Raw genomic sequence first — 22,783 nt, 5'->3', positions numbered from 1 at the left:
AAGAACAAACGTGCCAGAGACAATCAGGGACGACGGAGGAGACAATGACTATGGCAACAGAGAGCATCGGCATCGGTGAAATCGAGGATATGCCGACCGGTTTGAAAAGCGGATCAGTGCTCCTTAAGCCCGTGGAGATGGTTTCGTCCATCATCCTTGTTGTGATCATCGGCCTCCTCTTGATGGGCGTTACTTCACGCTACATTCTTTCCCTTCCCATCATCTGGGTCGACGAGGCGGCCGCATTTTGTTTCCTCTGGCTTGCCATGCTCGGTGCTGTCATCGCTATTGACCGCAATGAGCACCTCCGCCTGACCCTCTTCCTTCATATGTTTCCAGAAAGGCTGCGCGGGTTCTTCAGCGCGCTTGGGCCTCTTCTGGTTGCGGTCTTTCTGTTTGGCATGCTGTGGCCTGCCATCGAATACGTGATTGAGGAATCCTACATCACCTCGGCCGCGCTCAACATTCCAATGAGCTGGCGCGTGGCTGCTCTTCCGGTAGGTATTGGTTTGATGGCGCTTCTTGCGCTCAGGGAAACAGTCCGCGCCGCCAAGGCCTCTGAGATTGCCGCAGCAGCCGCTGTCATCGCTGTTGCAGGCGCGCTGTTATGGCTTGTATCCCCATCCCTGCCGCCGTTGGGCCACATCAACATCCTCATCTTTCTCGTAGGCTTCGTTGCCTTCTTTCTTGCCATCGGCGTGCCGATTGCTTTCTGTTTCGGTCTTGGCGCTCTCACCTTTCTGACCGTTACCAGTTCGGTTCCGACAATGGTGATGATCGGGCGGATTGATGAGGGTATGTCGAGTCTGATCCTTCTGTCGGTGCCGATCTTCGTGCTGCTGGGCTGCATTCTGGACGCTACCGGCATGGGCAAGGCCATCGTCGACTTCCTCGCCTCTCTGCTCGGACACGTGCGGGCCGGCATGTCCTATGTGCTGCTCGGCTCGCTGTTCCTGGTGTCCGGCATCTCCGGATCGAAGGTGTCGGACATGGCCACCGTGGCACCGGCTCTGTTCCCGGAGATGAAGCGACGCGGCCACAAGCCACGGGAAATGATCGCTCTCTTGGCGACCGGCGCGGCTATGGCCGATACGGTGCCGCCCTCGATCGTCCTTATCGTGCTCGGGTCGGTCGCCGGCGTGTCCATTGCCGGATTGTTCACCTCCGGCTTCGTCATCGCCATGGTACTGCTCCTTGTTCTCGCCATCCTTGCCCGCTGGAAGGCGCGGAGCGAAGTCATGGATGGGATCCGTCGGGCTCCGCTTCGTTTGGTTGGCAAGGCTCTGGCGGTGGCCGCTCCCGCTCTGGTCCTGCCGTTCCTGATTCGAAGCGCTGTTGGAGGTGGCGTAGCAACGGCCACGGAGGTCTCCACCATTGCAGTGCTCTATGCTCTCATCATCGGCATGGTCCTTTACGGCGGCATCCGCCCCAGCAAGATCTATGACATGTTGGTCGAGACGGCAGCTCTCTCGGGCGCTATTCTGATCATTCTGGGCACAGCCTCCGCCATGGCCTGGGCGCTCACCCAAACTGGCTTCGCCTTCAAAATGGCTGCAATGGTCACAGACCTGCCGGGTGGCTGGATTACATATATGCTCGTGACGATTGCAGTCTTCATGGTGCTCGGCTGCGTGCTCGAGGGGCTGCCGGCCATTGTCTTGATGGCTCCAATCATGTTCCCGATCGCAAAGACCCTCGGGATAAACGACATCCATTATTCCATGGTCGTGGTAACGGCGATGAATGTAGGGCTGATGGCGCCTCCGATTGGTATCGGATTCTACATCGCCTGCAAGATCGGCAACGTCTCGCCGGATGAGGCCATGGGTGCCATCTGGCCCTATATTGGCGCGCTCTTCGTTGGGCTCCTCGTCATCGCCATGATCCCGGCTCTGTCGACGGCTTATCTATAGAAGCGAAACAGAATTTGCATGCTGCTGCCATAGAGCAGCAGCATGCTGGAACGACCGTCTGTTGCGAACCTCTTCCCACGAACGCTTAGCTAAAAGATGATCAGCCTGTTCATGCAGCACCGCCATGTGAACCACGTCTCGGCTATCCTCACCGGCTTGGTTGACGCAGTCACGGATCACGTCGTCGACGACTTCGAAATCCGGGATTGAGTAGCGCTCCAGCAGAGCCTTCAGGGCAATGCAGCGAAATCATCGACTCGCTTACTCGACAAAGAGCCACCATACCGACCATTGGGTGTGCGCACATACGCTCAGACATAGCCTCTAACCATTGGTCAACTTTCCCTGACTTACATACTGCCTGCCATCTGGATTGATCGTCATCTTTACTCAACTTTGAGATCCGTCAGCTCAGGATCTTTTTTGACGATCAACGTCAAATATCGATATTTACTGGGACATCGAAGCTATCCGGGATTCTAGCGGATCGAACCGCCGCCTGCAGAGCGTTTAGATACCGATCATGATTCTGTCGAAAGCGTTCAGCTACTCCACCGATGCACAGGGCCGCTGGCTGACCCTGGACCGTCGCTGGCAAAAGAACGCAGAGGGTACGTCCACCTAAAATCGGTATATCTTCCGCTACAGCGTATCCTTGCTCCCGGATTTGCGTGACACGCTCCATCATAACGCTCAACTTCACGCGTTGATTGGTAGGTGTCGCGATGTTTGCGCGACGGACGATGTTGTCGATCTTGTCGTCGCTTAAGGTTGAAAGAAGAAGCCACCCTGCCCCCGACTGCGTAAGAGGACGGATCGTGCCTTCGTCGAGATGAAAACGGAGGGCGTGGATCGACTCCAATGTCTTGATGTACTGTAGATATACATCATTAGCGACACCGACAAAGACACCCTCTCCTGTGGCGGCATGGACATCGCGCATCGCTTCGAGGATCTGCCCTGTACCGAAAAGCTTGCGTGGGATCCAATCTCCCAATGCGGTTACCTTTGGGGTCGGAAAATACACTCGCTGACGCCGGTCAAAGTTGAGATAGCCCAAGTTTATCAATGTCTTGAGCAGAACTGTCGCGCTTGATTGAGGATAATGAAGGTCCGCAGCAATCTCTGACATCGAACGCTGTTGTTGCACGCGCCTGAAGTACTCGAGGATCTCAAGAGCACGCATTGCCGATTTGACTTGAGATGACTGCATAGCTACTCCCGCTCATTTTCATGTATATGAATGTAAATCGCAGATACAAAAAAATCTGGTTGCCCCAGAGTGCACATGCCATCCTTTTCGGAGTCAACCCAGCCCATCCAAAAGTAGCAATAAGGCGGTGTGGCCATCGGTTCTAAGTGACTGAGCATTGGCGATTTGACGCCCTTGCTCCGCGAGGAGTGTTACGTGCTCCCGCCTCGAGGAGGAACGAACGTGAGTGGCAGACTTCAAGGGCATGTAGCATTGGTGACCGGCGGCGGCCGAGGCATAGGGCGGGCCATAAGCGATGCCTTTGCACGAGAAGGGGCAGCCGTCGGCGTACTGGACCTTAAAGAGGAGGTTGCCGAAACCGCAGCAGAAGCAATTCGCCGAGATGGTGGAAAAGCCGTCGCGCTGGTAGGCAATGTTGCGGTACGTGAGCAGGTGATGGCAGCGGCAGAGTCGCTAAGGCAGGTCTACGGCCCCACGACGATCCTCGTGAACAACGCGATGTGGAACCGTTATGGCCCCCTTGAGGAGCAGACTGAGGAAGTCATCGGCCGCATGATCGATGTGGGCTTCAAAGGCGTGATCTGGGGCTACCAAGCTATAATGCCCCAGATGCGCGAGGCCGGGCGGGGATCCATCATCAACATTGCATCCCCCTCTGCCGTGCTCGCGATGAAGCATGGCATTATGTACTCCGCAATCAAAGCGGCTGTTGCGGCTGCCACCCGCTCGGGCGCTGCGGAATTCGGGTCTCTCAATGTGCGCGTCAACGCCATTGCGCCTGGACCAACACAGACCGACGGCGCGAACCTCGTGGTAGACGAAGCCGCTTGGGAACGCCGGCGCCAGCGCGTTCCGCTTGGTCGCCTCGGGCAACCTGAGGATATTGCCAACGCAGCTGTATTTCTCGCGTCGGACGAAGCGAGCTTCATCTCCGGCGATATGATCTTCGTCGATGGCGCAATCACCTACGCGTTCTCATAATGGGGGCATGTCTCGCCGGATAAACAGCACCAAGCTTACGCCTATCAGGAATGACAGATTTGCCCCCTTACGCCAACGAAAATTGGGGCTTTAGTGGAGGAAGAGAACATGTCTAGCAGCACTATCCGCCTCGCACGCGCGACCATGCTCCTTGCAGCGACGGCACTTGCTACACCAGCCATGGCCCAGATGTCCGATAACGTTATCCGCATCGGCGTCATGAACGATCAATCGGGCGTCTACTCTGATAATTGTGGCGCAGGATCCGTCACCTCTGTTAAGCTTGCCGTCGAGGATGCAGGTGGCCAGATCAAGGGCACGAAAATTGAAGTCGTTGTTGCCGATGACCAGAACAAGCCGGATGTCGGGGTTGCCGCTGCGTTGAAGTGGATTGAGAAAGAGGGTGTCGACACGATCGTCGGCTGCTCAGCATCATCGATCGCACTCGCCCTTCAGCCCGTCATGGCAAGCCATAAGAAACCCTACCTCATCGCCGGCACTGCGTCGTCCGATCTGACGAACTCGAAATGCACGCCGATGGGCACGAACTGGGCGTACGATACCTACACGCTACCGAAGGGCACTGTCAGTGCACTGCTTGGGCGCGGCCTTGACACCTGGTATTTCATCACTGTCGACTACACATTCGGGAAGATGTGGCAGGAGGATGCCACTCGCTTCATTCAAGCCGCCGGCGGCAAGGTTCTTGGATCGACGTTGCACCCGCTCAACGCGACTGACTTTTCGTCCCAGCTCCTGCAGGCTCAGGCGAGCGGGGCTAAAGTCATTGGCATAGCAAATTCCGGATCCGACCTCGCCAACGTCATTAAGCAGGCGAAAGAATTTGGAATTACCAGTGCCGGACAGCAGCTCGCGCCGCTCGGTCTTCAGATCAATCTGGTACACGGTATCGGTTTGGAAGCTGCTCAGGACATGGTGTTCACCAGCTCGGCCTATTGGGACCAGAATGAAGGCACGCGCGAACTCGCGAAGCGCTATGGAAAGGCGTTCCAGGGGCGCATTCCGAACGAGTCACAGCTTGCCACGTACTCGGCCGTCAACCATTACCTGAAAGCCGTCGCCGCGGCAGGGACGGACGAGGGCGACGCAGTCATGGCCAAGATGCGTGCCACGCCTGTGAACGACATGATGTTGAACAATGTCTCGATCCGCGCCGACGGTGTGGTCATGCGGCCCATGAAGACTGTCCGCGTCAAGAAGCCCGGTGAGGTCAAGTATCCCTGGGACTACTACGAGATTCTCGGTGAAGTTCCCGCAGAGCAGGCTTGGCGCCCCCTGTCGGAAAGCGCTTGCCCGCTGGTCAACAAGAGCTGATCTCCCGTCGGCCGGGGCGCCTGTGCATCCCGGCCTCTTGTGAGGAGCAGTTTCTGTTTAGCGCCAACATAAAAGATCTCTGATGGTTCTTTCTGCTACCCGAATTTCCAAGGTCCCCGACATGCTGGGCGAGAGCCCCGTCTGGGACCCCGACAAGCAGCGCCTTTACTGGGTTGACGGCGTGCGCAAGCTGATCCGAGGCTACGATCAAGCAACGGGCGAATTCCACGAATGGGAGATGCCGTCGACGATCGGATCGATCGGCCTCGCGGAAGGGGAAAAGCTGGTTGCCGGCCTCAGCGACGGGATTTATCTGGTCGACCTTGGGACCGGGAGAGCCGATCCTCTGTTCAAGCTCGATCCGCCGGACCCGCTTGTTCGCTTCAACGACGGAAAGGTTGATCGCCAAGGGCGTTTCGTGTGCGGCACCATGGGCGTGCAGGCTGACCCGCTTGGTGAGCTCTATCGGGTGAGCGGCAAGGGCGCTGCGCAGATGCTGGCCAACGGGATCCGCATCGCGAATGCCCTCTGCTTCAGCCCAGATGGCGAAACCATGTACTTCGCTGACAGTCTGGACCGCAGCGTCCGGGCCTACCGCTACGGGTCTGGATCGGGTCCCCTCGAGGAGCCTCGGATCCACGTTGACACGAAGCCGTTCAACTCCGGGCCCGATGGCGCCACTATCGATAGCGAGGGCTTCATTTGGGTGGCTCTCGTACAAAGCGGCAAAATTGCTCGATTTGACACCGAAGGCCTAGTCGACCGTGTCATCGAGTGTCCAGTCGACATGCCGTCCTGCATTGCTTTCGGAGGACCGGACATGAGCACTCTTTATGTCACATCGATCAAGGATTCCGGATCCGGTCGCGCCATATCCCGGCACCCTGCCGGCGGCCACCTGTTTGCTATCGAAGGGCTCGGCGTCAAGGGAATACCTGAAACGCGGTTCAAGATCACAGCCGAGTAACGCTGCTGAAGCTCGATCCTCTGTTAGGCTACCGAAAGGAACCACGTCCGGTGTCTTCTCCTCTTTCTGCACTCCTGGCCCCACGTTCTGTTGCCATTGTAGGTGCATCCGACAATATGGCACGCATCGGCGGGCGTCCGCTGCGCTATATGCGAGAGGCCGGCTATGACGGCCGCATTCTGCCAGTCAATCCTAACCGCGATACTGTTCAGGGCATCCCGGCCTACGCATCCATCGCGGCTCTGCCGGAGACCCCTGACGTGGCGCTGCTGGCCGTGCCGGCAGAGGCGACCGTTCAGGCCGTCCGCGATGCGGCGCAACTTGGGGTGAAGAACGCAATCATCTTCTCGGCCGGTTTTGCCGAAACAGGAGACCCAGGCCGTATTCTGCAGGATGAGATCAGTCAGATTGCCCGCAAGAGCGGCATGCGCATCCTCGGCCCGAACTGTCTCGGTGTGTTCAATCCGGCTTCTAACTTCTATGGCACGTTCTCGGTTGTACTGGACAACGAGTTCATCAAGCCTGGGCCCGTTGGCATCGTCTCGCAAAGCGGCGCCTATGGCGCACATATCGCCCACTTGGCCCGCAACCGCGGCCTCGGCATCAGCCACTGGATTACGACGGGCAACGAGGCCGATCTCAACCTTGCCGAAGTGCTGCACTGGATGGTCGACCAGCCGGAAACGAAGGTCATCATGGCCTATGCCGAGAGCATCAGAGACCATGAGCTTTTCTTTGCTGCGCTCGAACACGCCCGCAGAAACGAAAAGGCCATTGTTTTCATGAAAACGGGCCGGTCTGATGTCGGAGCCGCTGCTGCCGCATCGCATACTGCAGCACTTGCTGGGTCTGATGCCGTTTTCGATGCGGTTCTGCGGCAGTTTGGCGTTTTTCGAGCTGCGAGCACAGCTGAGCAACTCGACGTAGCCTATGCGTGTGCCCGAGGCATCTACCCGAGGGGCAACAAAATCGGAATTTTCACCATGTCAGGCGGCTTCGGCATCCAGATGGCCGATGACGCGGTCGCCAACGGCCTCGATGTAGCGATCATGCCGGAGGATGCGCAGGAAGAGCTCAAAGCAATGCTTCCTTATGCATCGCCACGCAACCCCGTTGATGCAACGGCGCAGGTTGTGACGGATCTTCCTCTGATGGCAAAGTATATCAATGCCGTGGTTGATAAGGGCGGCTACGATATCTTCGTCGGTATTTTCGGCACCGGTCCCGGCAGTTCCAGCTTTGCGGAGCCCTTGCGCAAGACCTTGCTCGAGGCGACGAAAGGATATGAAGAGAAGGTTCTAGCTCTCACCATGTCGGCGGGGCCGGACGTTTTCCGCCGCTATGAGGCGAACGGCTTCATCGCCCATGAGGATGGCTCGGCGCTGATCCGTGCCCTTGGCGCGCTCACACGTTTCCGGAGAAGCTTCGACGAAGCTCAAGAAACCGCTCCGGTTGCCCCGGGAGAAAAGATCTCAATCGAGGCAAGCGCTCTGTCAGAGCGCGGTGCCAAGGATGTTCTAAGCCGTGCGGGCCTCACATTCCCGCAGGAGCGACTTGTTGCACCCGGAGGTGACATTGGTGCTGCGGCCGGCGAGATCGGATTCCCGGTCGTGCTGAAGATTTCATCCCCGGATATCGCTCACAAGACCGAGGTCGGTGGCGTCGCCGTCAATATTCGGACAGCTGAAGAAGCCAATCGCATGGGAGCGGAGATCCTGGCAAAGGCTGTGGAGAAGTGTCCAAGTGCCTATCTTGAGGGTATTGTGGTAGCACCGATGATCAGCGGCGGCGTCGAAACGATTATTGGCGTCGTGCAGGACCCGGTCCTGGGACCTGTCGTGATGTTTGGGCTTGGCGGCATCTTCGTGGAAGTGCTGAAGGATGTCACCTTCCGCGCGGCTCCCTTCGACGTCGCTGAAGCTCACCGCATGATCCGCGAGATCCGGGGCTACGCCATCCTTGAGGGAGTGCGCGGCGAGGAGCCCGCCGATATCGATGCCTTGGCTGAGCTCTTATCCAATCTATCTCGCTTCGCCGCCGCCAACGCCGATCGCATTGAGTCGATTGACTTGAATCCAGTGCGCATTCTTCCCAAGGGCCAGGGTGTCGTGCCACTCGATGCGCTACTTATTCTTAGACAGGGGGGCCAATGACCATGAGCCCAACTCGCGATATGCATAGCCTGCTCATCGAGCTCATGGATAGGGAGGCCATTCGGGACTGTCTCTACCGCTACTGTCGAGGAATCGACCGAGCTGATGTAACAAGCCTGCGCTCCTCCTATTGGCCTGATGCCTATGATCGCCACGGTGCCTACATTGGTCCCGCAGAAGGGTTCATCGAACTTGCGCAAAAGGTCTTCAGATCGAATCCTCGGATGATCCATCAGGTCAGCAATATCCTGATCGAATTCAAAAGCCCGACACAAGCGGCTGTCGAAAGCTACTTCCATGCCTTGCAGCGCGGACCTGCAGCCGGAGGCCAAACGGAACAGGTTCTTTTGGCAGGCCGGTACTGCGACCTCTTCGAAAAGCGGGGTCAGGAGTGGCGGGTTCTGGATCGCACCGTGGTATATGATTGGATGGAACCTCAGCCAGTACCGATGCTGAGCGAGGACGAACGCTTCGGGGCACGAAAGCCGATCGGCGCTGCCTTCCCGGCGGATGCCAGTTATGCACTCTTCAGCAGAGAAGAATTTTGAGAACTGTAAGCGTTCTGCGCACCGGATTTTTATTCACAACGATGAATTTCGGCCTATCAGCTGCTCTCACCTTGAGACCTCTGAGCCATTGAAACAAGAATAACAGCGGGAGCCGTCTCTGATCCTTCAGCGATCTTTCGGATCCGGAAGGCATTACAAAAGACATATTCTGCGAATGGAGAGCTTGAGTATGGCAAGAGCACCGAAATCCATGCCCAGGCAGGTAGGCGCCGTCTCTGCCGATGATTTCAGAGTCGCGATGCGCCAAGTCGCATCGCCGGTAGCCATTATTACGACTGCTCATGGTGGACAAAGAGCGGGCCTGACTGCAACCGCTATCTGCTCAGCCACGACAGATCCGCCGACCATTCTGGTCTGCGTCAACCAGAGCGCCCGCACGGAAGCCGTCATTGCCGCAAGCGGACGAATGGTCGTCAACTTCCTGACTGAAGATCAGCACGAAATCGCCCGTTTGTTTTCAACTTCGAAGATAGATACTGAGAAGCGATTTTCCGCGGGCGAGTGGATCGAGGTTGCAACCGGCGCACCCGTTCTGAAAGGTTCGTTGGCCAGCTTCGATTGCGTCGTTGAATCCGTCACGCTCTGCGGCACGCACAGCGTCTATCTTGGCCGCGTTGAAGCCCTTGAGTCGAACGACGGCTCTCCCCTCCTCTACCGTGATGGATACTTCCGCCGTCTTGGTACCCATTTCTAAACCTCATTGGGAGCAATCGCCGTGCGCAACGAAAGAAAAGTTGTCCTTATTACTGGTGCTGCCGGCGGCATCGGGCAGGCTCTGCTCGAAGAATTTGCAGCGAGAGGTTTCCGGATCGTTGCTGTCGATCTGCCTACCGATCGCTTCCCCGCAGCCCTTCAGGCGTTCGGAGAGGAGCATCTATTCCATTCCTGCGATCTCGGATCAGAGCAGGACATACGGGAACTGTACAATTGGCTCGACACTCAGGTCGACCGACTGGACGTCCTCGTCAACAATGCCGCTCTAGGACCTACGATGGCTCCGACCATAGAGACAGTCGCGGCTGACTTTCGCAAGGCATTGCAGGTGAATCTCTATGGCCCTTTCCTGATGGCCAAGGAGGCCGCGAAGCGCATGACGAGGGGGGGGGCCATCGTCAACACGGCTTCGATGGCAGGTGTTCTCGGCAATCCGCGCCGCAATGCCTATGCGGCCTCAAAGGCAGGTCTCATATCAATGACCAAGTCTCTCGCGTGCGAATGGGCTGGTAAGGGCATTCGGGTCAATGCAATCGCGCCAGGATACGTCCGCACACCCATGGTTGCCGAGCTCGAACGAACCGGAAAAGCTGACCTCGGCCTGGTGCGACAGCGTGTCCCCTTAGGACGGATCGGGCGACCAGACGAAATGGCATCCGTCATCGGCTTTCTTGCTTCCGACGAAGCACGTTACGTCACCGGCTCTGTTGTGCCCGTTGACGGAGGATGGGCTTCCTTCAACCAGCCCGGTACTGCGCACCCACCTGTCGAGGGCGCCCCTACGGATGAACTCCAAGCGCCTCAGATCAAACAGAAACGCCGGAACGTGGTTGTCACAGGTGCCGGGCGGGGAATCGGGGAAGCGATCGCCCAACGCTTTGCCGCATCCGGCGATCGGGTGATAGTTGTCGATAAGGAGGCGCAGGCGGCGGAAGCCGTCTCTCGATCTCTCGGTGAGGAGCATATAGGCATCGGCATCGACATCACCGACGAACAGCAGGTGGTCGATGGCTTTGCCGAAATCAAGCAGCGTTGCGGAACGATCCATGTTCTTGTCAACAATGCAGCTATTGCTGATGAGTTCAAGCCTAGTCTTGAGCAGACCGCCGCCGACTTGGACCGGACGATCAGCGTCAACGTGACAGGGGCTTTCCTCTGTGCGCGTGAGGCCTTGCGCATGATGCCGGATCGCGACGGCGTCATTGTCAATATAGGATCAATCAATTCGTTTCTGCCCTTTGCGCCACGCCATGCTTATGGGGCATCGAAGGCAGCTGTCGATGTCCTCACACGCTGTATGGCTTCTGAGCTAGGTCCAGACGGACGCCGTACGGTTACAGTTGCGCCCGGATATATCCGAACGCCAGGTGTCGCAGAACTGGAAGGATCCGGCCGCATCGATGCCGGGGCGATCAGGCGACGTATTCCAATGGGCGACTTTGGCCGACCTGATGATGTCGCTCATGTCGTGCACTTTGTGGCGTCCTCAAAAGCCTCATACATTAATGGCTCGGCATTCTATGTCGATGGCGGCTGGACCTCTTTCGGCAATGCCGGGTCGGCAAGTAATCCGGGAGCCTCCGATGAGGTCAATATGGCATGATTGTGCATTATTCTTCCAGTAGAGGTTTGACCCTCCAGGATGCCGAAGACTTTCGCAGCTTCAAGATCGTGCTGAGCTGCCTGTCTGATCGGCATCCACAGGTACGAGAACTGATTTTCGTCGACCACGACAACGCTCTCATCGGAATTGATATCATCCCTACCTTGCCCGGTGCCCCTACGGTTCCGACATGGCGCGCGGACTATGGCAGTATGATTTCTACAGCTGCGCCGTTCGGCTGGGTCGATGAAACATCGAATCTCATCCGTGCTCATGTAGAGCGAACTTCCCCCTAATCATCTGACTCGCGGCATCTGAACCAGCCGATAGCCCATATTCTTCTCTAACGACCAGAAAGATAACCTGTCATGGAATTCGGTACGTTTATACTAGCGGCACAACGGGGATACCATCAGACGTCCGAGCAGGTGATCCGCAACTCGATTGAGCAGGCCGTCGCATCCGAGAAGGCCGGATTCAACTCTGCCTGGTTTGCAGAGCATCACTTCAATAACTACAGCCTCGTGCCGTCACCTTTGATGATGGTGGCTCACTGCGCTGGTGTGACGAGCACCATTCGACTCGGAACTGCAGTTTGCGTACTGCCACTCTATCATCCGCAACGCCTCCTCGCAGAAGCCGGGTTCGCAGATATCGTCTCCAACGGCCGCCTCGATCTCGGCGTCGGATCTGGATACCAGCAGTTCGAGTTCGAACGATTCGGCGTCAATGTCGACGAGGGGCCAGCGATCTTCTCGGAGTACCTGGACATTCTCCAAAAAGGCCTGAAGCAGAAGATATACGAGCATAACGGGCAGTATCGCCAGATCCCGCCAACGGCCATTTCCGTGCGTCCGGTTCAGCAACCTAACCCTCCGATCTACCTTGCCGCTGGAAGTTCTCGGTCGATGAGCCGCGCCTATCGCGAGGGAAACCATCTTTTCGTAACCGCTTTCCACGATGGCTTGGACACAATCGCCAAACTACGCGAGTCCCTTGAGCAGGCCGCAGCATCCGAGGGCAAGCATGTTAGAGACGCGAGAGTAGCTTTCCTCCGGTGTGCCTATGCCAGCTCTAACGAATCCGAAATTGAAAGTTATCTCGACAATGCACGCTTCCAGCGCCGCTTGTCTGAAGCTCTCCACCAGCGCCGTCAGCAGAGTGAGGACGGGTATCTACTGAAGGAAACCCCAACACAGAAGGATCTCTCTTTCGAGCAGATGCGCAAGAACCTCCCAATTGGAAGTGTGAATTACGTTATTGACCGCCTCTTGGCCGAAATTGAGGTTCTCAAGCCCGATCACATTGCAATCCAGACGCAGCTCGGCGACTTCGACCAGCAGACCATGGTGCGTCAAATCGAACTTTGGGGAGAAAAGATCATCCCGGCCGTGAATAAGGCCCTTGGATCTGACAGAAGCCTCGTGGCAGCACAATAACTTGCCGTTGGATCCGCCCTGTTGCGACCAATAGGGCGGATTATTCATGAGGGCACACGTATTGTGTTGCATGGAAGAATCGGCCCTGGCGAGCGCCCCAGGATTGCTATCAAAGCAGCCGCGCAAAAAATGCCGGCTCTCAACAAGGTCGAAGGATTGAGGAACTCGTGATGAACCATCTTGTCAATCGCCGCATCTGCTTCGCGCGACGCCCCCCAGGGCAACCCACGGCAGATGTCTTCACGATTGCTGAAGGTGAGGTTCCCCTGCCTGGTGACGGTCAAATCCTCTGTCGCAACTTGTTGGTCTCGGTTGATCCCTATCTGCGCCTTAAGATGCACGACAGGGAGAGCTACACACCTCCACTCGAAATCGGCGAGCAGATTCCAGGCGGCTCCATCGCCCAGGTGGTCAGCTCCCGCCATGACGACTGGCAGGAGGGAGATCTCGTGGCCATTCCAGGCGGGTGGCAGGATTATGCCATCGTGCTCGGCAAGGTAGCAACGCGTGTGGATCGTGAGCGCGCTCCGCTTGAGGCGTGGCTCGGACCATTGGGGATGACCGGCTATACCGCCTATGCAGGCCTTCTCAGCATGGGCCAACCCAAAGCAGGCGAAACGATACTTGTTTCAGCCGCCGCTGGCGCTGTCGGCTCCCTGGCGGGGCAGATCGGAAAGGCTCTCGGGTGCCGCGTGGTCGGCATCGCCGGTTCGGATGCCAAATGTAAGACCGTGGTCGAAACACTTGGTTTCGACGCCTGCGTCGACTACCGCTCATCCACCTTCGAAGAAGATCTCCGGGCGGTCAGTCCCGATGGATACGATATCTACTTCGACAATGTTGGCGGACGGATCAGCTTCTGCGTACAGAAGCAGATGAAGCTCTTCGGACGTATCATCGTGTGTGGGCTGATTTCGCAGTACAGCGGCCAGAATGATCTCGATCCGAAGTCTCTTGACGAGTATATGCGTTGGATCCTGGTGCGCCGTCTCGCAATTCGAGGCTTTATCGTCTCAGATCTAGCTCGGAACCACCCAGAATTCCATGAGACCATGGCCGGATGGTTGAAGAACCGACAGATCAGGCTCGAGACCACCTTGTACCAGGGTTTTGGCCAGATCGTTCCTGCCTTCCTTGCCATGCTGCAAGGCCAGAATACCGGCAAGAGCATCATCCGCATCGCGGAAGCCGCCTGAGGATTGCTCCCCAAGCGGCTCACTCTCTCTACGCTCCAGGGCTTCTGCTAGCGAATTCTGCCGAAGCGGGTGCCTTGGGGCTAGCTTTCGTGCGCATCTTACGCCTCAAGGCATTCAACTCTCCGACCAAGCCCCGGCGGAAGAAGATGATCACGATGAGTAGAATGATGCCCTGCGTGATCAGCGCCCATTCCCCGAAGCTTGACAGATAGTCGTTCAGGAGAATGATCAGCCCCGCACCCACCATTGGGCCTGTCAGAGTTCCGAGCCCTCCAAGGAGTGTCATCAGAATGACCTCGCTGGAGATTGGAAACGATACGTCGGCAAGCGTCGCGAACTGATAGACGGTCGCCTTGAGCCCACCAGCCAGGCCGGCCAGGCCAGCCGATAGGACGAAAGCAAGGAGTTTGTAGTGCTCAGGCTTGAAGCCCAGAGATTCGACACGGGGCTCATTGTCGCGAATAGCTCTGAGGATTTCGCCAAAAGGCGAGTGGACGATCCGATAGAACAGAGCGACGCTCAGTGCAGCGATGGCAAGCACGACGTAGTAGTATTCGAACGAGGTGCTCGCGTCGATGATGCCAAAGAGCTTCGTGCGCGGAATGCCCTGCATGCCGTCCTCGCCGCCAGTAAAGGGCATCTGCAACATGATAAAATAAATGAACTGCGCGATAGCGAAGGTGATCATAGCAAACTGGATCCCGGACCGCCGAAGTGAAATCCACCCGACAAGGAGACCGAGCAGCGAGGCTGCCCCTACCCCGCCGAGTAGAGCCAGTTCAAGGGAGACATGGGTTGTCTTGAGGATATGGCCGGTAATATAGGCAGCTCCGCCGAAGAACATGGCATGGCCAAAGCACAGCAGTCCCGTATAGCCGAGAAGAAGATTGAACGAGCACGCGAAAATGACGAAGCACAGAATCGTCATCAGCGTGACGGGATATGTGAAGAATGGCGCAACGATCAGAACGACCGCCAGCAGACCCAACCAGAGAAGACGCATATTCATCAGGATTTCCCCGTACCGGCAAACAAGCCATTCGGTCGGATGATAAGAGCCAAGATCATAAACACGAAGATGACGGTTGAGGCCCCAGCCGGATACACGACCTTGGTCAACGCTTCCAGGATGCCGAGCATGTATCCTGTGGCAATTGCCCCGATAATGGAGCCCATGCCACCAATCACCACAACAGCAAAGATGACGATCATGATGCTTGACCCCATCGATGGGGACACCTGATAAACGGGCGCTGCCAGCACGCCACTCAGTGCAGCGAGTCCAACACCCAACCCATAAGTGAGGGTGACCATTCGCGGAACATTGATGCCGAACGATTCAACGATATCCGGCCTCTCGTTGGCGGCTCGCAGGTATGCACCCAGCTTGGTATGCTCGATGAGGAGCCAGGTGCCAAGGCAGGTCACAATCGAGAACACGACGACCCACAGCCTGTAATAGGGCAGGAACATGAAGCCCAGGTTCACGCCCCCTGGGATCGGACTTCCATAGGGAAGTCCCGTTGAGCCGTATTTCTGACGCACCAAGCCTTCAACGATGAGGGCCACAGCATAGGTCGCCAGCAGACCGTAAAGATGGTCCAGGTTCTGAAGGGGCTTGAGCACAAGTCGCTCAAGCATAATCCCAAAGAACGCAACCACAATCGGCACGATGATCAGCGCCGGCCAGTAGGAAACGCCAAGGTAGTTGAGCAGGACCCAGGCGGTAAACGCACCCAGCATGTATTGAGCGCCATGGGCAAAGTTGACTACATTCATCAGCCCGAAGATGATGGCCAAGCCCATGCTGAGCATGGCATAGAACGAGCCGTTAATAAGACCAATCAGTAGCTGCCCGAAGACGAGTTGCGGGGAAATCATATCGAACATCGGATTAAACCCCGAGATAAGTTTGGACGCGGTCCATGTCGGCCTCAAGCTCGGCAGCGTTTAGGATATCGACGACTTTGCCATGTTCTACGATGACGTGCCGGTCAGCAACGCGCCTTGCAAACCGAAGATTCTGCTCGACAAGAATAATCGTGAAACCCTGGGTCTTTAGGCGCAGGATAATTTCCGCAATTTCCTTCACAACGACCGGCGCGAGCCCCTCGCTCGGCTCATCGAGCAGCAGGAAGCGGGAACCATTGCGGAGAATCCGCGCGATGGCCAGCATCTGCTGCTCGCCGCCGGACAGCTTCGTGCCCTGGCTGCCGGCGCGCCGCAGAAGATTAGGAAAAGTCTTGAACAATTCCTCATCGCTCATCCCGCCCTTTTGGAGGACCGGAGGCAGGGTTAGGTTTTCCCTGACAGAGAGAGAGCTGAATATCGCCCGCTCTTCCGGACAATAGCCAACTCCCTTGCGGGCCACTTCGTAAACCCGGCGGCCGATGAGCTCGTCGCCCTTGAACTTGATCGACCCTGTTCGCTTTCTCACAATTCCCATGATGGAGCGAAGGGTGGTCGTCTTGCCTGCACCGTTGCGTCCGATCAGAGTCAGGAGTTCTCCTTCCCGAACATCGAAGTTCATTCCATGCAGGGCCTTCGACTCCGCATACCAGGCGCTGAGGTTCTCGACGCGGAGCACCGCCCCACTCTGCATTGCCGTGGTAGGCGCTTTCTCAAAGCTCATCGACGCCTCCCATATAGGCGCTGATCACGTCAGGATTTGACGAAACCTCCCGATAGGTTCCTTCGGTCAGAAGCTCACCGTGCTGCAGAACCGTGATCCTGTCGCAGAGGGTCGAGACAACCGAAAGATTGTGTTCGACGATCAGGATTGTCCGCCCTTGTGCTGCCTCGCGAATGAGGTCGGTGATCGGCTCAATGTCCTCGTGTCCCATGCCGGCGGTCGGCTCATCGAGCAGCATCACCTGCGGCTCCAGGGCGAGGGTTGTAGCAATCTCAAGTGCCCTCTTCTTACCGTATGACAGATCGGAGGCTGCAAGGTGCCGCGCATTGGCGAGACCAACCCGCTCAAGCAGTTCCTCGGCACGCCGATTGAGCGGGGCAACGGCATCGAGCGAGCGCCAGAACTGAAATGACTTTCCATACTGCGACTGCAGTGCCACGCGTACATTCTCGAGAGCCGTCAAATGAGCGAACGTCGCTGAGATCTGGAACGAGCGGACCAAGCCAAGTCGGGCGACGTCCGCCGCCCGCAAGTTGGTGATGTTCCGCCCTTCAAAGATAATCGTACCGCGTGTGGGCGCCAGCGTCTTCGTGAGGAGATTGAAGCACGTTGTCTTGCCAGCTCCGTTCGGTCCGATCAGCGCATGGATGGATCCGCGACGTATTGATAGGTCAACATTGTTGACAGCCGCGAATCCACCAAATTGCTTCGTCAGACCACGAGCGGTGAGCGCATAGTCTGCCAAGTCGTCCGAAGTGCTGGTCATCGTCCTACTCGGGTTTTGGCTGATCGTCACTCTTTCCCCCGGATGTCTGGCTTTGTCATGAAATTACTTATCCTGGCAAATTCAGCACTGCTTTAGCCAGGATATTTCTCTGAATCTCGTTTGATCCACCAAAGATAGCGGGCGCTCTCGAGTCGAGGAACAGATTCATGGCATCGACTTGGATTTCGCCTGCATCTAGATCGTCCTCGAAGCGCGCGTCTTCTCCGGCGATCTCCAGCATTTCCTCGGTGATGCGTTGATAGAGTTCCGTGTTGAAAATCTTCAATACGGAAACATCAGCCTCCAAGTCTCCCCCGGCACGCAGGACCTTGGCGAAACGCTCGAAGGCCGAACCCAGGTCGTAAACATCCAGCCGGTGCTTCGCGTAGCGTGACAGGAAAGCCTTGTCCTCAAAGGCCCCTGTCGCTTCGGCGAGAGCCTCCAGCCGCGTCAAAGCATATTCGGGGCGCGCTGGTGCACCGAGGAAGATGCGCTCGTGGCCGAGAACAGACTTGGCAAGTGTCCAGCCCTTGTCGACTTCGCCGACGAGATTGGCTACCGGTACGCGGACATTGTCAAAGAAGACCTCGCAGAAGTCAGCCTCTTCACGCAAATTCGGTATGGGACGGATCGTGACCCCAGGTGTCCGCAGATCAGCCAGCAGCACCGAAATTCCTTCCTGGCGCTTTCCCTCAACCCTTTTCGTCCGCACGAGTAACAGGACCCAGTTGGCACAATGGGCAAGCGTGGTCCAGATCTTCTGTCCGTTGACGACGAACTCGTCACCCTCCCGGACGGCAGAGGTTTTGAGGCTGGCAAGATCCGATCCGGAATTCGGCTCAGAGTATCCCTGGCACCAGACATGCTCGCCGGAGATGATCCGAGGCAGGAAATGCTGCTTCTGCTCCTCGGAGCCGTATTGCAGCAGTAGCGGGCCGACAAGGCCGATGCCATGGTCGGGAATTCGCGGGCAGCCCATCCGAGCCCATTCCTCGACGTAGATGATGTGCTTACTGGGATTGAGACCCATGCCGCCATAGGCCTGGGGCCAGACCGGAGCGAGCCAGCCCTTTCGAGCCAAGTTATGGTACCAGACGGCCACCTCGTCGAACAGGGGCCGTTGCTTGCGCATGAAGCGCAGCTCCTTTGGGCAGTTTTCCTCGACCCAATCTCGAAAAATGCGGCGGAATTCCTCATCGCTGAGGGCGTTCCAGTCTTGTTGGGTGCTCATCAGATCACGTCCTTGAACACTGCGGGGCGTTTCTCGAGGAAGGCGGCCATGGCTTCTTTGCTGTCTTCGTGCTGCGTCATCTCGACAGTTAGGTTCTGCTCGAACCGGTAGCCATCCTTAAGCCCCATAGTCTCGACAGTATTGATGGCGCGTTTGGCCAGCTTAAGGGCCATCGGGCTCTTGCTCGCGATGGTCCGGGCCATTTTCATGGCTTCGTCCATGAGCTGTTCGCGCGGAACGCAGGCTTCAATAATGCCACGGCGATAGAGTTCTTCGGCCGGAACACGATATCCGGAAAGCACCATCCGCCGGGTGAGCGAGTGCGGAAAAAGGCGCATCGTGTGACGCACTCCGCCCATGAGGCCGATATCGATCTCCGGCAGTCCGAATACGGCATTGTCGGATGCGAGAATGATGTCGGAGCAGACGGCGAGCCCCATGCCGGCTCCGAGAGCCGGGCCATTCACGGCAGCAATGACGGCCTTGTTGGATTCCATGATGGAAAAGCCGATTTCCCGGGTTCGCCGCAGGTGGCGATAAGTATCGCCTGGAACAGCGCCGACCTTGCCACGGGACTTGATATCCGCTCCGGCCGAGAAGACCTTTCCAGCGCCGGTCAGCACAATGACGCGCACAGTCGGCGTCTCATTGAGCTCGTCGAACACCGAGATCAATTCCTCGACAAACTCACGTGACTGAGCATTGACGGGTGGCGCATCCATCGTCACGACAGCAATGTGATCTTCGATCGTGGTTTTGATGAGATTGTTTTCCATATTTCCCTCAAGCCGCTCTTTCCAGTGCCACGAATTGAAGCCGCAGTTTTTCTGGCTGGCCCAACGTCGCGTTCAGATTGATTGCGCGTTTCAGATAGAGTCCGATGTCACATTCGTCGGTAAACCCCATGGCCCCGTGCAGATGCACCGAACGACGGGCAACGCTCACGGCGGCGTCGCCGGCGCGCGCCTTAGCGGCAAGCGTGGCAAGAGTAGCGTCCTTGCCCTTTCCAGATACCGCCGTCTCGGCGGCATTGACCACAGCGGCGCAGGCAAACTCGGCATCGCCCCACATATCGACGAGCCGATGCTGGACCGCCTGGAAGGAGGCTATGGGCTTGCCGAACTGTACCCGGTTGCGGGTATAGCCAACGGTGATCTCAAGCGCACGCGACGCAATGCCCGCGAGTTCCGCGGCAAGTGCCAACCGTGTGACCTCGATGGCGCGGGCAAGCGCGCCATCGACATCAGGTCCGGAGGCGATGACGCGTTCTCCCGAGATCTCAACCCCGGAGAGCGTAATTGAGCCAATCTGGTTGCCATCGACACTTGGACGCAGACTGACTGAAACCCCTTCGGACTTCGCACCGACACTCGCCAAGGCGGTCCCCTCGTCAGACTCCGCCACAACAAGGAATTCGGTCGCGGAACGAGGCGCGCTGACAAAATGGTAGTCGCCTGAAAGAAGAAGACTATTGCCGCTGCGCTTCATGACGGCGCTCGCGCGTCCTGCATCTCTTCCCTGCCAGAGGGGCGAGACGATCAAGGATCCATCGGCAATCCCCTGCCCCAACCGCTGCACTTCGGCATTATCGGGAAATGCCGCGACGAGTGTACCAGCGAACACGGCAAGCTGTGCCAGCGGCTCAGTGATCAACTCTCGACCAAGGGCTTCGCTCAGAACGGCCTGCTCCCGCAGTCCAAGTCCCGATCCACCCATAGCCTCCGGCAGCGACAGGCCGAGCCATCCCGCTTCAGCCATGCCGTTCCAGATACTCTGGTCGAGATCTTTCCTCGCAGCACGACGCTCCCGAAGGATCTTGGCGCCGGGACTCTGAGCTGCGAACCCGGCTACACTGTTCCTCAGCATCGCTAAGGTACCATCTGGATCATCAAACATGGTTTGCGGCATCAAAACCTCGCATCAAATCGCGCATAGGCGCATGTAGATTGCTGGATTGGGCAGCTTGGGGGCAGCGCTTCGTATTACTGCGCACAGACGTCAGAGCTATTGAACTGAGCGTGAAAAGCTTCGCGCAGTTTCACTTTGTGAAGCTTTCCGGTCGCCGTGTGCGGCAGCTCGTCGACGAAGATGATGTCATCCGGCAACCACCACTTGGCGACCCGTTCGGCCAAGAACAGCTTGATGTCATCCACGCTCGGATGGGCGCCGGCCTTCCGCACCGCGATCAGGAGCGGACGCTCCTGCCACTTCGGATGAGGAATGCCGATGACTGCAGCCTCTTGGATATCAGGATGTGCGACCGCTGCATTCTCAAGGTCGATTGAGCTGATCCACTCGCCGCCAGACTTGATGACGTCCTTCGAACGGTCGGTGAGCTGGACGTAACCGTCGCTGTCGATCTTCGCTACATCGCCTGTCGAGAACCAGCCCTCAGCGTCCAGGGCATCTCCACTCTTGCCGCCATAATACCCGGAGGTGACCCACGGCCCACGCACCTGAAGATCTCCAGCGACCGTCCCATCGTGCGGCAGGGGCCTGCCGGACTCGCCGATGATGCGCAGCTCCACCCCATAGATGGCACGCCCCTGCTTCACCTGGACATCGGTCTTCTGCTCCTCGTTATATGCTTCGTGCTTGGGCAGCAGATTTCCAATTGTTGCAAGAGGGCTGGTTTCAGTCATTCCCCAGGCGTGGATCGCGAAAATCCCGATCTTGTCGAACTTCGTGATCAGCGCGCGCGGGGCGGCAGAGCCACCAATGACCACACGTTTCAGTCGAAGCTCGGCGACATCGACGCCGGGCGTCTCCTCTATATGCTTGAAGAAACCCAACCAGACTGTCGGCACACCGAGCGAGAATGTGCACTTCTCCTGTACGGCTAGGTCGAACAGCGTCTTACCGTCGAGCTGAGGGCCTGGGAGGACAAGCTTTGCACCACACATGGCGGATGCATAGGGGATTCCCCATGCGTTCACATGGAAGAGTGGCACAACCAAGAGCGTAGAATCGGCGCTCGAGAGCTGCAGGCCATCGGCCTGGCATGCGATGAATGAGTGCAGGACGGTCGATCTATGGCTAAAGAGAACGCCTTTGGGATTACCGGTCGTGCCTGAGGTATAGCAGAGGGAGGATGCGGTTTTCTCGTCGAATTGTGGCCAAGTGTAGCTACCGTCCTGGGCTTCGACTAGCGTCTCATAGCAATGACACCCCTCGATGCTGACAGGCATATGCGCTTCGTCCGTCATAGCGATGAAAGCCCGGACCTTGGCCAACTTGGGCTGCAGCGAGCTGACCAGCGATTCGAATGTGATATCGAAGAGAAGAACGCAGCTCTCGGCGTGATTGACGATATAGTCGATCTGATCCGGAAAAAGGCGCGGGTTGACTGTGTGCAGGATCGCTCCCATGCCAGAGACCGCGTAATAGAGCTCAAGATGGCGATGCGTGTTCCACGCCAGGGTTGCCACGCGATCCCCTGGCTTTACTCCAAGGGCAGCCAATGACTGTGCGAGCTTGGCCGACCGTTGTGCAAGACCAGCATAATTCGTGCGGATCGTTTCGCCTTCACATGTGAGGCTCACGATCTCGGTATGAGGGTGGTATTGCTGTGCATGCTGTAGCAGGGACGAAATCAGGAGTTGGCGATCCTGCATCAGGCCGAGCATGGCGTTTTCTCCTCAGGGACGTGCGATATGAAGCACTCGCCCACACTGTTTTTCTTGATGCCGCCCATAAGAAATCAAATTGGGTTCAAGCATAAGGGGGCGCAGGAAAAATTCATGGACATGAAAAAGGTCGCCCTCGATCGGACATGGAATGTATCACAAATGTGAATTTTCAGCACCAAATTCTGAAGTCAACGTCTTGGCTGAGGCTAGGAAAGCTTATCGTCCATTTGCAGAACGAATAAATTATACCTTTATTTTTAGATGCTTAATGCAATAGTAGCAACTTTATACAAAGCCTCGTATAGACCTTCGCTCTGTATGAGTCGAAACAGAATATCTGAACTCGCCGGCAACACCCTGCCCTCTCAGCCTTTGGGCTCGCTTGACGTTCCAAAACTGGGTTCAGCATAAATTAATCCCATTCGCTATGCCCTGCCTAGTT

At 57.1% G+C, this 22,783-nt stretch carries 20 protein-coding genes and 1 pseudogene; 11 read left to right on the top strand and 10 right to left on the bottom strand.

Translation table 11 applies throughout. The features are described from left to right. Window positions 1–50: 50 nt before the first annotated feature. Entirely contained in the window at window positions 51–1,913 is a 1,863-nt protein-coding gene (locus FHR70_RS05885; RefSeq protein ID WP_425487846.1) for a TRAP transporter large permease subunit, read from the top strand. A gap of 114 nt (window positions 1,914–2,027) precedes the next feature. On the opposite strand, the pseudogene FHR70_RS24585 reads toward FHR70_RS05885, so the two are convergent. Beyond that, a pseudogene (locus FHR70_RS24585) lies at window positions 2,028–2,218 on the bottom strand (3-oxoadipyl-CoA thiolase); the annotation flags it as partial. Window positions 2,219–2,349: 131 nt separating this feature from the next. Further along, the gene (locus tag FHR70_RS05880) at window positions 2,350–3,126 is read right to left on the bottom strand and encodes an IclR family transcriptional regulator (RefSeq protein WP_183447995.1); all 777 of its coding nucleotides are present in this window, start codon (window positions 3,124–3,126) and stop codon (window positions 2,350–2,352) included. Window positions 3,127–3,348: 222 nt separating this feature from the next. On the opposite strand from FHR70_RS05880, the gene FHR70_RS05875 reads away from it, so the two are divergent. From FHR70_RS05875 to FHR70_RS05830, 10 genes are all read left to right on the top strand, one after another. Then, a complete protein-coding gene (locus FHR70_RS05875; RefSeq protein ID WP_183447993.1) occupies window positions 3,349–4,107 on the top strand; it encodes a glucose 1-dehydrogenase in 759 nt (252 codons plus the stop codon). Window positions 4,108–4,215: 108 nt separating this feature from the next. Continuing rightward, complete coding sequence (locus FHR70_RS05870; protein ID WP_210277481.1) at window positions 4,216–5,442, top strand: ABC transporter substrate-binding protein; 1,227 nt, start codon at window positions 4,216–4,218, stop codon at window positions 5,440–5,442. Between the two features lie 82 nt (window positions 5,443–5,524). Then, window positions 5,525–6,409, top strand: coding sequence for an SMP-30/gluconolactonase/LRE family protein (locus tag FHR70_RS05865; RefSeq protein WP_183447992.1), 885 nt, complete (start codon window positions 5,525–5,527; stop codon window positions 6,407–6,409). A 50-nt stretch (window positions 6,410–6,459) separates the two neighbouring features. Then, window positions 6,460–8,562 carry an acetate--CoA ligase family protein gene (locus FHR70_RS05860; protein ID WP_183447990.1) on the top strand — a complete coding sequence of 701 codons (2,103 nt, stop codon included), beginning with the start codon at window positions 6,460–6,462 and terminating at the stop codon, window positions 8,560–8,562. Continuing rightward, the gene (locus FHR70_RS05855; RefSeq protein WP_246407802.1) at window positions 8,559–9,110 is read left to right on the top strand and encodes a nuclear transport factor 2 family protein; all 552 of its coding nucleotides are present in this window, start codon (window positions 8,559–8,561) and stop codon (window positions 9,108–9,110) included. Before FHR70_RS05860 ends, FHR70_RS05855 begins: the two co-directional genes overlap by 4 nt. Before the next feature lie 190 nt (window positions 9,111–9,300). Continuing rightward, window positions 9,301–9,825 (top strand): flavin reductase family protein, encoded by a 525-nt coding sequence (locus tag FHR70_RS05850; RefSeq protein ID WP_183447988.1) that lies wholly within the window; start codon window positions 9,301–9,303, stop codon window positions 9,823–9,825. Window positions 9,826–9,846: 21 nt separating this feature from the next. After that, window positions 9,847–11,448, top strand: coding sequence for an SDR family oxidoreductase (locus FHR70_RS05845; protein WP_183447986.1), 1,602 nt, complete (start codon window positions 9,847–9,849; stop codon window positions 11,446–11,448). Continuing rightward, window positions 11,445–11,744: a hypothetical protein gene (locus tag FHR70_RS05840; RefSeq protein ID WP_183447984.1), complete on the top strand. Its 300-nt coding sequence runs from the start codon at window positions 11,445–11,447 to the stop codon at window positions 11,742–11,744. The genes FHR70_RS05845 and FHR70_RS05840 overlap by 4 nt, the downstream gene beginning before the upstream one ends. Before the next feature lie 72 nt (window positions 11,745–11,816). Next, window positions 11,817–12,887: an LLM class flavin-dependent oxidoreductase gene (locus FHR70_RS05835; protein ID WP_183447982.1), complete on the top strand. Its 1,071-nt coding sequence runs from the start codon at window positions 11,817–11,819 to the stop codon at window positions 12,885–12,887. A gap of 170 nt (window positions 12,888–13,057) precedes the next feature. Next, window positions 13,058–14,083: an NADP-dependent oxidoreductase gene (locus tag FHR70_RS05830; RefSeq protein ID WP_183447980.1), complete on the top strand. Its 1,026-nt coding sequence runs from the start codon at window positions 13,058–13,060 to the stop codon at window positions 14,081–14,083. A gap of 28 nt (window positions 14,084–14,111) precedes the next feature. Here FHR70_RS05830 and FHR70_RS05825 read toward each other — a convergent pair whose 3' ends face one another. The 8 genes from FHR70_RS05825 to FHR70_RS05790 all read right to left on the bottom strand — a co-directional run bounded on the left by FHR70_RS05825 (window position 14,112) and on the right by FHR70_RS05790 (window position 22,338). Continuing rightward, complete coding sequence (locus FHR70_RS05825) at window positions 14,112–15,086, bottom strand: branched-chain amino acid ABC transporter permease (protein ID WP_183447978.1); 975 nt, start codon at window positions 15,084–15,086, stop codon at window positions 14,112–14,114. A gap of 5 nt (window positions 15,087–15,091) precedes the next feature. Beyond that, window positions 15,092–15,973: a branched-chain amino acid ABC transporter permease gene (locus FHR70_RS05820; RefSeq protein WP_183447976.1), complete on the bottom strand. Its 882-nt coding sequence runs from the start codon at window positions 15,971–15,973 to the stop codon at window positions 15,092–15,094. 4 nt (window positions 15,974–15,977) lie between these two features. Beyond that, on the bottom strand, window positions 15,978–16,715 hold the full coding sequence (locus FHR70_RS05815; protein ID WP_246407801.1) for an ABC transporter ATP-binding protein: 738 nt from the start codon (window positions 16,713–16,715) through the stop codon (window positions 15,978–15,980). Further along, entirely contained in the window at window positions 16,705–17,481 is a 777-nt protein-coding gene (locus FHR70_RS05810) for an ABC transporter ATP-binding protein (RefSeq protein ID WP_183447974.1), read from the bottom strand. Before FHR70_RS05810 ends, FHR70_RS05815 begins: the two co-directional genes overlap by 11 nt. Before the next feature lie 67 nt (window positions 17,482–17,548). Then, the gene (locus FHR70_RS05805) at window positions 17,549–18,712 is read right to left on the bottom strand and encodes an acyl-CoA dehydrogenase family protein (RefSeq protein ID WP_183447972.1); all 1,164 of its coding nucleotides are present in this window, start codon (window positions 18,710–18,712) and stop codon (window positions 17,549–17,551) included. Further along, window positions 18,712–19,488, bottom strand: a complete 777-nt coding sequence (locus tag FHR70_RS05800) for an enoyl-CoA hydratase/isomerase family protein (protein WP_183447970.1) — start codon at window positions 19,486–19,488, stop codon at window positions 18,712–18,714. The genes FHR70_RS05805 and FHR70_RS05800 overlap by 1 nt, the downstream gene beginning before the upstream one ends. Before the next feature lie 7 nt (window positions 19,489–19,495). Beyond that, on the bottom strand, window positions 19,496–20,620 hold the full coding sequence (locus FHR70_RS05795) for an acyl-CoA dehydrogenase family protein (RefSeq protein ID WP_183447968.1): 1,125 nt from the start codon (window positions 20,618–20,620) through the stop codon (window positions 19,496–19,498). Between the two features lie 74 nt (window positions 20,621–20,694). Beyond that, on the bottom strand, window positions 20,695–22,338 hold the full coding sequence (locus tag FHR70_RS05790; protein WP_183447967.1) for a long-chain-fatty-acid--CoA ligase: 1,644 nt from the start codon (window positions 22,336–22,338) through the stop codon (window positions 20,695–20,697). Between the last annotated feature and the right edge of the window lie 445 nt (window positions 22,339–22,783).

The sequence above is a fragment of the Microvirga lupini genome, assembly GCF_014191055.1.
Lineage (GTDB): Bacteria > Pseudomonadota > Alphaproteobacteria > Rhizobiales > Beijerinckiaceae > Microvirga > Microvirga lupini_A.
This window is presented reverse-complemented; position numbering and strand designations above follow the sequence as displayed.